The sequence below is a fragment of the Enterococcus durans NBRC 100479 = LMG 10746 genome, assembly GCF_001544215.1.
GTDB lineage: Bacteria > Bacillota > Bacilli > Lactobacillales > Enterococcaceae > Enterococcus_B > Enterococcus_B durans.
Window position 1 is genome coordinate 1 of sequence record NZ_BCQB01000060.1, and the last position, 14,222, is coordinate 14,222.

Here is a 14,222-nt window from a genome sequence, read left to right on the forward strand (position 1 = left end):
ATATCAACGATTAGACACGATTTCGATCGTGTCTTTTTTGTTGTATATTTAGCCTAAAATGTTTTTTGACTCCCCTTTTGACTCCCCCTGAGTACTGTTCTTCATAAATGCTACAAAATTATTGATGACTTTTTTGTTTTGAGTTTCAGTTACGTGAGTGTAAATATTTGAAGTAGTTTGAATGTCTGCATGCCCTAAACGTTCCTGAACATCTTTTAAAGAAGCTCCTGATTCAAAAAGGAGAGAGGCATGAGTATGTCGAAAACCATGAGTAGTGATTCTTTTAGTCAATTCTGGATGATGCTTATATATGACATTAAGCCACGAACGTGAAACTGTAGGGTTATAGAGAAGACCATCATGGTGAAAAATTAAGTTTTCGCTTTGGATTGTAACGATCGTTTTGTTTTTTGTATAATACTTTCTCAATAAACTGATCAAATCATTGTCCAGATAAATTTTTCTTTTTCCAGATTTTGATTTAGGAGTATTTACGATCAATCTCCCTTGATAACCTCTTGTTACAGTTTTATTAATATTGAGTGTTTTGCTCTTAAAATCAATATCCGACCAGGTCAGTGCAAAAGCTTCTCCTTTTCTTATACCTGTAAAAGCCAATAGGGAAAAGAATAAATATCTTTCATCATCATCGTTCCTTATTGCTTCTAAAAATTCGATTAATTCTTCTTTAGTATAAAATTCGATATTTTTATCTTCGATATCTAGAGCTTCTCCGCGTGGAATAGAAACTAATTTCATAGGATTGCTAGTTATAATTTGTAAAGAAGCAGCGTAATCAAAAACATTAGATGTGTAATTTTTTATTTTCTTAAAAATTTTAGGATGACTATCGGACCAAGTGTTTACTGCTTCTTGACAGAAAAAAACGTCTATTTTGTCAATGAACTTATCTCCAAACACTTTTAAGATGTGTGTGTCAAAAATTTGTTTGGTGGAGGACCAAGTGCTTTCTTTAACTGTCTTTTTATAATTTTCAAACCATAAGCCGTAAACATATTCGAATTTCTTGCTCTTTTGAGCTGTAGAAGCTTGCAGTCCTTTTTCCTGTATATCTGCCTCCAATCTTTTTAAAGCTCTCTCAGCGGCTAATGGCGTACTAAAACCTCGTCTCGTTGTTTTTCTTTTTTTTCCTGTTAGAGGATCAACTCCTAAGTACAGACTAAACTGATATTTTTCTTCGCCTTTTTTTGTTAAGTGCTTTTTAATTCGTTTATCAATTTCTTTTTTTGCCATCTTTATCTTTCCTTTCGTACGTTTGTTCGGTTGTACAGCGGATTTCGAGATGGTAAAATAGGGTACAACAAATAGACCTACTTTACCGTAGCTCTTTGCACATTTGCGTTCTTGGTCGGGCGGCAAATGTGCTTTTTTATTGATCGCTTTCTAATGGTGTATCTACACCTTTATTAGGGTCTAGATTGCTATATAGATATAGGACAGTATAATTAGTTGCATCTTTTTTCGAATAAATCAAAGAAAAGTTGTATTTTTTGTCTTGCCAAGTAAAATCTCCAGTACCATTGTAGACATTTTTGTACTCTTCACCAGTTTCTGCATTTTTATCGTCAGGAAATTGAGTAACTTTGATAGATTTTAAATCCATCTTCAAATTATCTATTGAATATATTTCTTTAATGTGTTTCTCGGCAATAGTTGCAAACTCAGCGGTTTGATCAGAGTCTACTTCTTTGATAGTACTGTTTGTCTCACTATAATTTTTTGATTCCTTTGTTTCAGCTGTTGATGATCCACATCCTCCCATAACTGTCACTGCTAGTAATCCAATAATTCCAAATTTAATAAATTTCATTTTCTACTCCTTATCTCTATGATATTATTTTATTGGAGAATCTTAGAAATAAGGTTTCGAGTCCGTGTTGCTGCACGGGCTTTTTTTACATTTCTATTAATCGATTTTCGTCTGTAGGTATAAGCAAGGCTTTTAACCCTTCGTACAGTCCTAAAAAGAACGGGATAGTGGTCCAGCTGAAAATAAAATATAAAACTCCTTTTTTGAAATTATTAGCATAAAACCAGTGAATGCCAAAACTACCTAGAAAAATAGCAAAAAATACAAATAGAAATTTGCTAACTCTTTTTTTCGGAGTACCTTGATTGCTAGATGAAGGTCGTAGTTGTTCGTTAGTGCATACCTCGGAATTTTCCTCTGCATTGACCGAATCAACATACTCCTTTTTTGTATTTGCTATATAATTGCTTATGTCAATTTTAATGTAAAAATCTCCAAATCCTTCTTTGATGATAGTTTCTACTTCTGTAGGTTCTTCTAGAAGAATACTCACCCCTTTAGGAAGGTATCCGATTTTACCGCTTCTTTTAATTTTTGCATTTTTAGGAGTAGGATAATTAGAGTAAACAGCAATAGCGTTTGGGTCATACTCATTATCTGGTTCAGGAACTAGCAGTAGTGTTAAATGGTGGTATTGGTAACCATTTAAGTTCCATTGCTCACCTCTGTCTTTTAATACATTTCTTAAAATCTTTTCCGCGTTTGTATAATATGTTCCAACTACTTCTACAACATCATCCTCGTAGCTAGGATAATTAATTGGGCTATTAAAATTACTAAAGTTTATTTTTGAATCACTATTTTTGCTTGTTTTTGACTTACTTTCGATTGAAGAAAGAGGATTAACCCCAAATGTGGTTTTGTTGTAAACCTTGTTGTAAGCAGCCTTTTTGGGGTCTTTAATCCATCCTGAACCCTTTTTCCCATAGCTAGGAATAACTGCTTTTTTCACAGCACGTTTTGCTTTTCCAGTGGTTCTAGCGCTTATGGATTTTTTTATACTTGGTTTTCTCATTCCTATTTTCATCTATATCCTCCTTATGTTGTATTATAATTCACAAGAAACGAACGAATTCATCTGGCAATCCAAAGCAGACGAGCTTTTCATATTTTGTCATATGATCAAAGCCGTCTAAAGCTGGATCAACATTCAGATGAGTTGCGAAGTAGTTTGCTTCTTTTTCAATTTTTAATTCAGATACTAGCGTTTTTTTAGACAACATAGGTGTATTTTCATTTGGATGTAAAATACAGTGTCCTAATTCATGACTACAAGTCACCATTTTTCCTGGCTCATCTAAACTAGAATTTATGTGAATCATTTTTATCTGTTTGAATTTACTATAGTAACCATAAATTTCTCCCAAATCTTCTTCTAAAACTAGTATCTTTAATTCTCGTGCAATTCTAAAAGGATTGCGTGTTTGATATAGTTTTACCAGCTTATTAATTTTGTTATCAATTTGAGGTAAATACATAAACAACGTACTCCTTTTAATCGCGATATTTTTTAGGTGTATATTTTTTCTTAGCTTCTATTTTAGCTATTCGCAAAGCATTCTCTAAAGAAATAATGAGAGCTTCACGTGTTGCTTCACTCATTTCACCATCTTTCTTTGAAAAGGCCATTCCGTCAGCATTAGATAAATCGTCGATTAATGACTGCAATTCTTTTTGGATATCACGCTCGTCTTTTTCTGTTAAATCATAGTATCTTTTTTTCTCAGTACGTCCTAGTAAGTAATCAACAGATACATCGAAATAGTTTGCAACTAATTGCACTTTATCAATACCAGGGGTATTTTTTCTCCAACGGTTGATAACCCCATTACCGAATCCAAGTGCTTCTTCTAATTGTCTTATAGATATCTTTTTTTCATTGGCAAGCATTTTTATTTTTTCGTATAAATCCACTTGTATCAACCTTTCTGTTAAATACAAGGTTTTGATATACAAAAATTCTACAAAAATAATTGACAATGTAGTAAATTTGTATATAATAATCCTTGTAAGATAAATGGTAAGTAAAAAAAGCTAATCAAAAACATACTTCCTAGCATTAAGTTTGGCGACCGAGTGCAGTAAGAAGCTTTGTTATAGGCTTATTTAACTATGTTTCGATTGTAGAATATTTGTATAAATATGTCAATGTTTTTATACAGAAAAACTTACTATTTATCTTACTAAAATATATTAGTGAGGTGAAAAAGATGCCTGATGCAAATATTGGCAGAGAAAAGGTTCTTCAATATCTAGAAGAAAATAATATTCAAAAAATTGATCTAGCTGTTTTATACGGTATGCCCAAACAAGACATCGGAAATTATTTGGAAGGTAAGTTGGTTGATACACCAAAAGCAAAACAATTGCTTGTAAAAATTATTTCAGATTTCAAAATTCGATAGGAGGCAAGTCATGAATATTCTAAGCGAAGAGTTTTTGACTCGATTGAGAATCGCAATTGTTGAAGTTGTGAAGGACGCACTTAGTCAGCTTTCAAAAAAGAATTTGTCAGAAACACGATATTTAAAAAAAATCGAAGCTAGAAAGTATGTGGGAGGTGTAAATGATCAGGGTTTTGAGAAGTTAGTAGCTCACGGTTTAAAAGAAATTCGTATAGATGGCTTTTTAAGGTATGACAAAAAAGACATCGATGAACTGATGGCTAAATACAAAATCTAAAAGGAAGACATACATGACAGAGATCACCATCACAGACGGACATATGTCTCATACCGTGAAAACAAAAGAAGAGGCACAACGTATTATTGATCGATATTTTCCGGAAGGGGAGTCAACTATGCAAATAAGAAAACCAATCGTTGAGCGCTCGAGTAGCAAAATGCTGCTCGCAACACTTGCCGAACACAAAAAGCCAGTATACAAAGCTCGTCAGCTGCAAGCACTTTGCTATATCAGCTTAGTTCTAAACGTCATTTTATTGTCTGTTGTCTTTGCCGTTTTATAAAAAAAGGAGGTTAGAAAATTGTCGTACAACAAATGGACAAGAGAAGAGGAGCAACTTCTTATTCAAAATGTCAGATACGACCATCGCGGATTTGTTTGTAATTGTAATGAATTAGCTGAGTTACTTGGGATAGATAAAAAACGTATTTGGCCCAAAATCCATCAAATGCGTAAAAAAGATTTGATCGATGAAGTTTATTGGGATGATCCAATCGAACCGCCTAACAAACGTTACAGTCAGCAAGAAGATAAAAAAATAATTTCTATGTATCAGTCAGGTTGTCCAGTAACAATAATAGCGCAGGAATTGAATAGAACTGAGAACGCGATTCACTGTCGTCTTAATATCATGAAGAAAAATGGACAATTAGAAAGCAATCGAAAACGCAGGTACACAAAAAGAGAAGTTGAGTTATTAATATCAGAAATTAAATTCGATAAAAATGGTTACGTATTAAATATTGATTATTTAACTAGACTACTGCATAGACCAAAGCACGAGCTTTTCGGAAAAATTTGTCTATTAAGGAAACAAGGAGAAATAACTATAAAACCCGATCGTACAAAGGCTAGTCAGAACGGGTATGACGTAATGAAAAAACAAATTGATAATCATCACAAACTGATAGCTGCTCGATATAGCTATCAAAAAAAGACACGAACGCCGGCAAGCAGAATCGTGTCCTGAAAAATACTAATTACAAGGAGAGTTTATCACAATGAATGAAAAAATCCAAAATTTAATTAAAGAGTTAGCAGCTGAATGTGCGAATGATGATCTAGGAATGTCAGTTAGTGTAGTCGATGAAAAAGGGAAAGTCGTTCTTGGACAAGCTGGAAACGATAGCTTGGTTGCGTGGAGTGTTTACCAACAGTATGAGAAAACAAAACGTGATTTGCAGAATAATAAATGCAATTGTGAAACTCACGGTACTTTAAAACAATTGTTTGGTATTGAATATGAAGATCCAGAGTTTGAGGAATGGTATCAGGACTTTCTACGGTTTGCCGAAAAAATGGATCGCAAGAAAGGTGGTATCAAATTCTGATGATCTCAGTTAAAGGGCTAGGCGATGAAATATTCGAAGCAATGATGCACAAAGCACAACAAGATGTACAAGACAAAATCTTAACTGCAGCAAAGTATGGACAAACAAGTTGCACTGTTCGTTCAAAAGGTCTGACACCATCATTTCTAGCAGCATTAGAAAGCGAAGGTATTTCAAACATCCAACGTGAAGAAGGAAGTGTCAAATTATTTTGGGAATTTTAGGAGGCAAATGATGAGTGTAAAGGATGTAGCTAAAAAGCAAATTTTAAAAATGGAACATATCATTGATCAAATCAACGAGGCGGAAGATTTACTTATCAGTTTGAAATCACCAGCACTGAATAATCTTAATGAGCTTACGACTGATATTTCCATCGGTGTGTCTACTCAATTTTTAGGGAGAGGTTTTTTCCAAGAAGAACAAAGCAGGTGGCATAAGGTCCAACTTGAACGTGATCTTGGTATCACAGAGATTCAAGAAGAAATTCGTAATCTTGTTTCCAAATCAGTTCAAAAAAGGATTGAAGCACTTGAAAGCGAGTTGAGAGCAATGATTTATTATCGTGGTGATCACGATGAATGATTTTGATTCTTTAGGCGCAAGACAGCAACCACCAAAAGAAGTTAGTCCTGTCGGTGTTGATTGGCAAGAAAATCCGTTATATTCAGGTGATACTTGCTATCTAACAGAAGAAGGTTATGTACCAGTAGACGCAATTCTAGAGTACATCCAGCAACATTATCCAAAGATTGAATTAGGAGGAATTTAGGGATGGATAAAAGTATACGTATTGATTCAGATATTGTGAATCATATTAAACGGTTAAACTTAGATGGCTTTAGCGCTGGCCGTTCTCTTGTTGGGAATCCAGCTACTATCGCTGATGAAAAAACAATAGATCTATTCAAGGAAATAAAAAAGGTTGTAAAAGAAAATGGGGCAAGTTATGACCAAACGAGAAAGGCCCTCATTATGGTAGATGAAAGTTTTTATCAAAACTTATTGAAAAAAGAGAATCCATTTAAAGAAAAACAAGCTGAACCAATTAATGAACCTAAAAAGGAAGATATCAACGTAACAAGCGAAGATTTGGAAAGTGCCGAGTTAACAATTGATCCTGATTTACCTGGAAAACTAGGAAAAGAATTGCGGGAACTAAGCAAAGAGTTTTTCAATAAAATTCTGGCATCAAAAAAAGAACTTCTCCCCTCAATGAAAGAAGAAGAACTGGTTTTTTTACACAAAAAATTAAATGAATTTAGAAGAGAAACTCCATCCGATGGATTCGATGCAAATTTTCATATCGGACAAATTCTGACAGATGTGATTCTGATTGTTTTTGCAGGTGATGATCTTAAATACGCTGATTAAGCTTATCGAGACTGTCGTAAATTGACGTTAATCTCAACTGATTTTCTATAGTTGGTTCTTTGATGAATATATCCAAATATTCGACATACGTACTCAGTTTAGTGAAAAAAGCGTCTATATCATAAAATTTTAAGGTTTCCCAATTACTGAGCAACTGATTTCCTAAAGAGTTATAGCTTTTAAGAACAGATGAGTATAAATAATATTCTTCATCACTAATACGAGGATCGAATAAGTCCATTTTACTACCTTCCTCTAAATCTTTAATGTTCTGCATTACTGAGCGACATATTCCAGAAAGCTCATTATAGTTGTCTTTTTTCAATTTATACATTTTTATCGCCTCACTTTCAAAATAAGTATAGCAAAAATAAAGGAGAATAAAATATGGCAAATGACTTAACACAAACAACACAACGTTCATTAGATGAACAGGTAATCAGTAATCTTGGACGGTTACAGGAACAAGGCTTAGAAATGCCACCAGGATATAGTCCGCAAAACGCGTTGAAGAGTGCTTTTTTCGAACTCACTAACAATACAGGTGAAAATTTGCTGCAGATGGCTGCAAGCAATCAGGAAATGAAGACATCCATTTCTAATGCACTTTTAGACATGGTTATTCAAGGATTATCTCCAGCAAAAAAACAATGCTATTTCATTAAATACGGAAACAAAGTTCAGCTCATGCGTTCATATTTTGGAACAATGGCGGTCCTTGATCGTGTAACTGGAGGGGCAGATATTACGCCTGTAGTCGTTCGACAAGGCGATGAGTTTGAAGTTGCAATGGATGGACCGAACATGGTTGTCAAAAAGCATGAAACAAAATTCGAGAATTTAGACAATGAAATCATTGCAGCCTATGTAGTTATCAAGTTAGCGAATGGTAAAGAGACCACAACAGTCATGACGAAAAAGCAAATCGATCAGAGTTGGGCGAAGTCAAAAATGAAAGGTTCTGGACCACAAAAGGAATTTCCAGAAGAAATGGCTAAACGAACAGTAATCAATCGGGCAGCTAAAACATTGATCAACACAAGCAACGACAACGATTTATTAGTTCAAGCTGCAAAAGATACGTTAGAAAACGAATTTGACAATGATCGGAAAGATGTAACGCCACAAACAGAAAAAGTGGCTACTCTCGAACAAAAATTCTTTTCAAACAAAAAGATTGCTGAACCAATTCAAACAGAAGCTGAACCAATCGTGATTCCTGATGATGTACAAGAAGGAACAACGCGTGTTGCTGATGTTCCTGGTCATCCAGAAATTGAACAAGCTCATTTTATTGATAAAGAAGATATCGAGCCAGTGCAAGAAGAACTGATCGATATTCCAGATTTTGGACGTGAGGAAGGTGTAGATGATGTCTCAGAATTTGAAGACGATGAGTACCCTTTCTGATGAAAATTATTACTCCAACGAAGCTGACTGGCAGTACATGTCAACATCACAATATAAATCCTTTTTAAAATGTGAAGCCGCAGCCTTAGCAAAGTTGAAAGGCGATTGGGCACCGACGTCGGATCCCAAAGCCTTACTCGTAGGAAACTACGTACATTCTTATTTTGAATCAAAAGAAGTACATGAAGCGTTCAAAGAAGAAAATAAATCAAAAATGTTTTCTAGTCGGAAGCCCTATGGATTGTTAAAAGATTTCCAGATTGCCGAACAAATGATTGAACGACTTAAACAAGAAGAAGTATTCATGAATATCTATCAAGGTGAGAAAGAAACGATTGTGACTGGGGAACTATTTGGAACGACATGGAAAGGCAAGATTGATTGCTTGAATGTTGAGGATGAGTATTTTGTTGATATCAAAACAACCAAAGACATGCATGAGCGGAAATGGAACGAAAACTACGGATCAAGAGAAACGTTCATTGTCAATTTTGGTTACGTGCTTCAAATGGCGATTTATCAGGAATTACTTTTCCAACAATACGGAAAAAGTTTTATGCCGATCATCGCTGCAGTGTCCAAGCAGACACCAAGCGAAGCAAGACTGATCACGATTGATCAGGACAATATGGATTATGAGCTGGTTATGTTAAAAGAAAAAATTGAAAGAATTGTCAGAGTGAAGAACGGCGAAGAGAAGCCGAACCATTGCGGTTTGTGCGAGTACTGTAGAGGTAATCTTCCAATTACTGGATTCACTAGTATGGACGATTTATAGAACGGTGGGTGAGTAGATGGCAGACAAAGGCTGGATAGCACTTCACCGAAATATCCGAGATCACTGGGTATATCAAGAAAAAAGAGTTTTCTCTAAATACGAAGCATGGCTAGATTTGCTGATGGATGCCAATCACCAGAATAATAAATTTTTATTTGACGGCCAACTAATAGAGGTAAATCGTGGGGAATTTATTACATCAGTAAGACAGCTATGTGAAAGATGGGGTTGGTCAAACACCAAAGTAAATCGGTTTTTAAAAATGTTGGAAGATGATCAAATGTTGATTCGAAAAAGCGACAGTAAAAAAACTGTTATAACCATTGTCAATTATGACTTTTATCAACGTTACGAATCTAAAGAAACGACACAGAAACGACAGCAAAACGACGCAGAAGCATCACAGAAACACACAAACAACAATGATAAAACAATGAATAACAATGATAACAATAATAATCCTCGCAACTCTCGAAAAACACGAGAGTATGCAGATGACGATCCAAATAAAAAATTGGCCATTCTTTTATTAAAACTCATTCGAAAAAATCAAAACATCAAAGAACCTGATTTGGATAAATGGGCGAATACGATTCGTTTAACAATTGAATCTGACAAGCGAACTGGTAGAGAAGTTCAAGACATGATTGTTTGGGCCACAAGTAATGATTTCTGGTCAGGCGTAATCTTATCTCCAACGAGTTTGAGAAAACATTTCGATAAAATGGCTATCCAAAAAAATAAAAGAACGCAACAAAATATTTCTAATGATGAGTTACCAGAAACAGGTGAGGATTGGTAATGGATAAAAAACTAAGTGCAATGGCTGCACCTTACGGCGGATTAAAAACAGCAGATCATAATTGTCCGAAATGTGGTGATCCATTGTATATCTGGAAAACAAAAAATAAAGATGGTACTGATCGATGCGGTCCTACATGTATCAATAAGATTTGTGGTTATCGAGAAATGGTAACTAAAAATCAAAAAGAAGCTATCCAAAAAGCGAATGAAGCAATGAAAAAGGATGCTATCAATCGAATGCTTAACAGTTCAATGATTACAGATGATGCCATATGGACCTTCGATTTTGATGGATACAAAGTAGTTGATCAGGAAACAGCACAAATAAAAGCGATGGCTCAAGAATGGGCTAAAAAAATCGTAAGTGGCAGCACGATTCACGCGGTTATTACTGGTAGAACAGGAGCCGGAAAAACCCATCTAGGTGCTGCAGTGATCAAAGAAGTAATGATAGCATCTAATTATAAAATTGCCTGTTCATTTATAAGCTATCGAGAATTATTAGAGCAATTGAAATTTGCAATGAATGATCCAGAAGCAAGAAAAGCTGTGACTGGTTCGTTGATGGCTGAAATTAAAAAGACGGATTTTGTAGTGATTGATGATTTAGGTGCGGAGCTAGGAAGAATGGAAGAAAACAACCAAGCAACGCCATACGATGTTGATGTTCTCACATCGCTCACAGAAGCTCGTTTAAACAAAGCTACGATATTCACGACCAATTTATCATCGAAGCAATTAAAACACGCGTACGGTGAACGAGTGTTCTCTCGTGTAATGAATGGAACGAAAGGGAACATCGCTGTATTCAAAACAACGACAGATAAAAGGAGGAGTCCAGTTTGACCTTTGTAGTAAAGAAAATGTGTTATCTGAATGATCGTGGATATGGTGAAGCAAGTCTTGAATATGCGGATCACCACGAAACAAAAGAAGAAGCCCAGCTTGTTGCCAGCGTCTGTGGTGGCGAAGTAGTAGAGGTTATTAAACCAGAACGGCGTTTTTCAGGACCAAAAGCTATACCAGTAAGGGAAGAGGCTTGCCGTCCGAAAAGCAATCAAGCTTGGATGAGAGGTGCAAAATGACTTGCCTAAAATGCAACGATGAAACGGTTATTTGGTATAAGACATCGCTTGGATGGTCAACTTGTGAACCTTGTCCAATCTGTAATGAAAATGGACGACGTTCAAAAGAGCGACTAGAAAGACTAAAGAAGGAGCATAGCAAATGGCAACAAGAAGCAAATACGGAAACAAAAAGCACGAAGTAGACGGCATCACTTTTGATTCTAAAGCAGAAGCTCGTTATTACATGAAGTTAAAACGAAACGGTATGAGTTTTATGCCTTTATCTGAAACCTACTGTGCCATGCAAGAAAATGTTCTGCTGCAAGAAGGGTATCTATGCAACGATCGTAAGATTGCACCGATTTATTACCGAGCTGATTTTGTGATTTATGAGAATGGCCAAGTGAAAAAAGTGATTGATGTCAAAGGTTATCAAGATGCGATCTCTATGCTGAAAATGAAAATGTTTGCTCATCGATACGGCTTTCCAGTGACATTTGCTAAGTTCGATTCAAAAATCAATAAATTCATTGAAATGGATTGTTTTGAATCAGCAAGACAGCAGCGGAAAAGACAAACGGAACGAAGAAAAAAGAAATTAATGGAGGGAAAATAAAATGACAAAACAAGTGAATTTCAGACCAAAAGTAAAATCAATTAATATCGCAAATGAGGAATTAACGAAAATTACTCTTGAAGTTAAAAATAATAGCTTAGACGGAAAATTAGATGAGTTAAGGAAATTTTCTAACAAAGTTGTGACAGTAATTATAAGTGAAGAAACAATCGGTTATACGTTGCCGATAAATAAACAAACGAAAAAACCAAATATTGAATACGTTGTGAATTCAGATGGCACAATCGAAATGCTCAAAGAAGAACAGACTTCACTTGATGTCGGCGATGGTGTAGAAGAAGTTGAAAATGTAACAATCTTAGTATCGAAAGAAACGATTGACGAATTTATTAAAACAGCAACGACATTACAACTACCAGAAAATATCACCGTAAATATTCGAGACGTTCTTATCCGTTTAGATGAAGGCGATAGTATGAATGAAATTGCTGCAGATCATGAATTATCAGAAACTGCTTTAATTGATCAAATCGAATTAGCTAGACAATACTTTGCTCCATATGCAGATACCTGGTCCAAGCATAAGAATGACATCATTTTTCCAGAGGAACAATGAGAGCAACTGATCCAGTAATTATCCTTGAGGAAGCTAAATTTATTTGGACTCACGAAGAGATAGAGCAAGCACGCTTGCTCTTTTCTCAAGGAGTTAAGCCGAGCAAAGTAGCTGAAATAATGGATCAAAAGATTCTTGATGTCGGATTGCTTTTGCTCCATTTAGCAGAAAAAAATCTAATTTGAGGTGGAAATGATGATTCAACTTGCAGGCATCCAAACAGGGAAAATTTATTTTTCCGGTGAAAGCAAAAGTGAAGCAAGTCAATGGTTGCTTAAAACATATACGAATAATAAGAAGCTAAGAAAAAAATATCCTGATGCGTTGCTAAAGGATGATCAGATTATGCCGGAACCAATGATTTTTACCAAGTGGGATAAATAAAAAAAGAATATCGCGTAACGAATAATAGTTGCTCGGCTAAATAGTTAGAAATGTTAAAAAAAGCAAAAAATCCGACGTGTAAGGTCGGCTGGGAAACAGTAAAAATCGAACGATATATATTCCAGAAAGGATGTTTGTATGGGAAAAACAAAATCGAAAATCAAGAAGAAAAAACGTCGTTTGGAACAAAAGGCAATCCAGAATGGAACGGCTAAGAAAAAATAAAAAAAGCCACCTCTTTCGAGATAGCAGCGCAATACTATTTTATCATATAAGGGGTGGCGTTTGTGAGATTTCAATGGTTAAAAGATTACCAAGAACTAGATGAGCAGATTCTTTACTTAAAGTGGAATCTTAATAAAAGTAAGCTTGAATTGAATCGATGGGTCTGTGGTGATTTAGCAAACGTCCGCATCGAAAAGAATTCGAGAACTTCTTCTTTAGAAGAGAATATTCAAAAGATAGAAAATGAATTGGAATTGTTGATCGAGCAAAAAGAAGAAATGTTATTGCTGATAGATAGCTTTTCTGGTATTGATAATCAAATTGTTAAGATGAAATATGTTGATCAAATGAGCTTAGAAGATATTGCTGAATTCGTTGGATACAGCTCATCGTATATCAGACAGCGACATGCAGAAATCAGAAAGACATTGAACTTTTTAGATGAGTACGAACACAGACAAGCTGACCGATTGAAAAAAGAAAACGAAATTGATTTTTACAATAGCAAGAAGTACAAAGAACAGCTCTCTTTATTCTAAAATTACAATGTTCACTAAATGTTAGGTCATTGTAGCTATGTAAACATTGTTAGCAGCATGATATTCTATTAGTGTCAAAAAAATATGAAAGAGCCAAGATATCCCAACCGTTTTATTAATTGGTATCTGTGGCTCTTTTCTATTGCCTTTGATTAGACAGCAGCGCACAAAAAACTAAACACGTTCTTGTCATCTTTCAACTGCTGCTGTCTATTAAATTATTTAAGGAGGGGATTGTATGCATCATTATATTACGAAGTATAGAAACGAGCATAATGAACGAAAAGCGGTTGCGTGGATTCAGTTAAATCTTTTTGGTAAAGCATATTGCTTATTCAAAAGAGAAATCGCAATTTAAAAAAGCGACCGGTGAGCGGTCTCTTTACGGTTTTAACCTTTTCTAAGGGTTGTGTACTCCTCCTAAATTCTTCATCCGTTGTTGTCTATTAATTTATGTATTGGAGGGAAAGCTGATGGAATCAAAATATGATAAAGCAAATCTTGTATCTAACGATGAAAGTGAGAACTCAAGTTTTTTTGTAAAAGCAAATTGGAACATTGATTTACCAGAAGGGGATATTAATGTTCCAATAGCAGAATC

The 14,222-nt window shown here is 35.0% G+C and carries 25 protein-coding genes; 19 read left to right on the top strand and 6 right to left on the bottom strand.

What is annotated here, in order from left to right; genetic code table 11:
• Positions 1-48: 48 nt before the first annotated feature.
• The 5 genes from ED2_RS12510 to ED2_RS12530 all read right to left on the bottom strand — a co-directional run bounded on the left by ED2_RS12510 (position 49) and on the right by ED2_RS12530 (position 3,745).
• Complete coding sequence (locus ED2_RS12510; protein ID WP_033655447.1) at positions 49-1,254, bottom strand: site-specific integrase; 1,206 nt, start codon at positions 1,252-1,254, stop codon at positions 49-51.
• A gap of 136 nt (positions 1,255-1,390) precedes the next feature.
• Complete coding sequence (locus ED2_RS12515; protein ID WP_060789858.1) at positions 1,391-1,831, bottom strand: hypothetical protein; 441 nt, start codon at positions 1,829-1,831, stop codon at positions 1,391-1,393.
• Between the two features lie 85 nt (positions 1,832-1,916).
• The gene (locus ED2_RS12520; protein WP_373421051.1) at positions 1,917-2,660 is read right to left on the bottom strand and encodes an NINE protein; all 744 of its coding nucleotides are present in this window, start codon (positions 2,658-2,660) and stop codon (positions 1,917-1,919) included.
• Positions 2,661-2,886: 226 nt separating this feature from the next.
• Positions 2,887-3,309 carry an ImmA/IrrE family metallo-endopeptidase gene (locus ED2_RS12525; RefSeq protein ID WP_060789860.1) on the bottom strand — a complete coding sequence of 141 codons (423 nt, stop codon included), beginning with the start codon at positions 3,307-3,309 and terminating at the stop codon, positions 2,887-2,889.
• Positions 3,310-3,325: 16 nt separating this feature from the next.
• The gene (locus tag ED2_RS12530; protein ID WP_077940835.1) at positions 3,326-3,745 is read right to left on the bottom strand and encodes a helix-turn-helix domain-containing protein; all 420 of its coding nucleotides are present in this window, start codon (positions 3,743-3,745) and stop codon (positions 3,326-3,328) included.
• A 296-nt stretch (positions 3,746-4,041) separates the two neighbouring features.
• Here ED2_RS12530 and ED2_RS12535 point away from each other — a divergent pair, with 296 nt between their 5' ends.
• The 9 genes from ED2_RS12535 to ED2_RS12575 are packed head-to-tail and all read left to right on the top strand — an operon-like array spanning position 4,042 to position 7,221.
• Positions 4,042-4,236, top strand: coding sequence for a hypothetical protein (locus tag ED2_RS12535; protein ID WP_002353431.1), 195 nt, complete (start codon positions 4,042-4,044; stop codon positions 4,234-4,236).
• 10 nt (positions 4,237-4,246) lie between these two features.
• Entirely contained in the window at positions 4,247-4,513 is a 267-nt protein-coding gene (locus ED2_RS12540) for a hypothetical protein (protein WP_025481550.1), read from the top strand.
• 13 nt (positions 4,514-4,526) lie between these two features.
• Positions 4,527-4,799, top strand: a complete 273-nt coding sequence (locus ED2_RS12545) for a hypothetical protein (protein WP_002301765.1) — start codon at positions 4,527-4,529, stop codon at positions 4,797-4,799.
• 18 nt (positions 4,800-4,817) lie between these two features.
• Positions 4,818-5,486: a hypothetical protein gene (locus ED2_RS12550; protein ID WP_060789861.1), complete on the top strand. Its 669-nt coding sequence runs from the start codon at positions 4,818-4,820 to the stop codon at positions 5,484-5,486.
• 31 nt (positions 5,487-5,517) lie between these two features.
• Entirely contained in the window at positions 5,518-5,847 is a 330-nt protein-coding gene (locus ED2_RS12555) for a hypothetical protein (protein WP_060789862.1), read from the top strand.
• Positions 5,847-6,071: a hypothetical protein gene (locus tag ED2_RS12560; RefSeq protein WP_010725784.1), complete on the top strand. Its 225-nt coding sequence runs from the start codon at positions 5,847-5,849 to the stop codon at positions 6,069-6,071. The genes ED2_RS12555 and ED2_RS12560 overlap by 1 nt, the downstream gene beginning before the upstream one ends.
• Before the next feature lie 10 nt (positions 6,072-6,081).
• Positions 6,082-6,432 carry a hypothetical protein gene (locus tag ED2_RS12565; protein ID WP_060789863.1) on the top strand — a complete coding sequence of 117 codons (351 nt, stop codon included), beginning with the start codon at positions 6,082-6,084 and terminating at the stop codon, positions 6,430-6,432.
• Positions 6,425-6,619: a hypothetical protein gene (locus ED2_RS12570; RefSeq protein ID WP_060789864.1), complete on the top strand. Its 195-nt coding sequence runs from the start codon at positions 6,425-6,427 to the stop codon at positions 6,617-6,619. The genes ED2_RS12565 and ED2_RS12570 overlap by 8 nt, the downstream gene beginning before the upstream one ends.
• A 2-nt stretch (positions 6,620-6,621) precedes the next feature.
• Entirely contained in the window at positions 6,622-7,221 is a 600-nt protein-coding gene (locus ED2_RS12575; RefSeq protein ID WP_060789865.1) for a hypothetical protein, read from the top strand.
• Here the strand turns inward: ED2_RS12575 and ED2_RS12580 are convergent.
• Positions 7,205-7,555, bottom strand: coding sequence for a hypothetical protein (locus ED2_RS12580; RefSeq protein WP_060789866.1), 351 nt, complete (start codon positions 7,553-7,555; stop codon positions 7,205-7,207). The two genes, ED2_RS12575 and ED2_RS12580, sit on opposite strands and share 17 nt — an antisense overlap.
• 53 nt (positions 7,556-7,608) lie before the next feature.
• Here ED2_RS12580 and ED2_RS12585 point away from each other — a divergent pair, with 53 nt between their 5' ends.
• From ED2_RS12585 to ED2_RS12630, 10 genes are all read left to right on the top strand, one after another.
• Positions 7,609-8,631, top strand: a complete 1,023-nt coding sequence (locus ED2_RS12585) for a recombinase RecT (RefSeq protein WP_060789867.1) — start codon at positions 7,609-7,611, stop codon at positions 8,629-8,631.
• The gene (locus ED2_RS12590) at positions 8,594-9,409 is read left to right on the top strand and encodes a PD-(D/E)XK nuclease-like domain-containing protein (RefSeq protein WP_174520044.1); all 816 of its coding nucleotides are present in this window, start codon (positions 8,594-8,596) and stop codon (positions 9,407-9,409) included. The genes ED2_RS12585 and ED2_RS12590 overlap by 38 nt, the downstream gene beginning before the upstream one ends.
• Positions 9,410-9,425: 16 nt before the next feature.
• A complete protein-coding gene (locus ED2_RS12595) occupies positions 9,426-10,211 on the top strand; it encodes a phage replication protein O (protein WP_060789869.1) in 786 nt (261 codons plus the stop codon).
• Positions 10,211-11,059 (top strand): ATP-binding protein, encoded by an 849-nt coding sequence (locus ED2_RS12600; protein ID WP_060789870.1) that lies wholly within the window; start codon positions 10,211-10,213, stop codon positions 11,057-11,059. Before ED2_RS12595 ends, ED2_RS12600 begins: the two co-directional genes overlap by 1 nt.
• The gene (locus ED2_RS12605) at positions 11,056-11,298 is read left to right on the top strand and encodes a hypothetical protein (RefSeq protein WP_058138097.1); all 243 of its coding nucleotides are present in this window, start codon (positions 11,056-11,058) and stop codon (positions 11,296-11,298) included. The genes ED2_RS12600 and ED2_RS12605 overlap by 4 nt, the downstream gene beginning before the upstream one ends.
• Before the next feature lie 142 nt (positions 11,299-11,440).
• Positions 11,441-11,896, top strand: coding sequence for a DUF1064 domain-containing protein (locus tag ED2_RS12610; RefSeq protein ID WP_002301753.1), 456 nt, complete (start codon positions 11,441-11,443; stop codon positions 11,894-11,896).
• 1 nt (position 11,897) lies between these two features.
• Positions 11,898-12,473 (top strand): hypothetical protein, encoded by a 576-nt coding sequence (locus ED2_RS12615; RefSeq protein WP_060789871.1) that lies wholly within the window; start codon positions 11,898-11,900, stop codon positions 12,471-12,473.
• A complete protein-coding gene (locus ED2_RS12620) occupies positions 12,470-12,658 on the top strand; it encodes a hypothetical protein (protein WP_002317594.1) in 189 nt (62 codons plus the stop codon). The genes ED2_RS12615 and ED2_RS12620 overlap by 4 nt, the downstream gene beginning before the upstream one ends.
• Before the next feature lie 7 nt (positions 12,659-12,665).
• Positions 12,666-12,857 carry a hypothetical protein gene (locus tag ED2_RS12625; RefSeq protein ID WP_002335802.1) on the top strand — a complete coding sequence of 64 codons (192 nt, stop codon included), beginning with the start codon at positions 12,666-12,668 and terminating at the stop codon, positions 12,855-12,857.
• Between the two features lie 287 nt (positions 12,858-13,144).
• Positions 13,145-13,621: a DUF1492 domain-containing protein gene (locus ED2_RS12630; protein WP_060789872.1), complete on the top strand. Its 477-nt coding sequence runs from the start codon at positions 13,145-13,147 to the stop codon at positions 13,619-13,621.
• Positions 13,622-14,222: the final 601 nt, after the last annotated feature.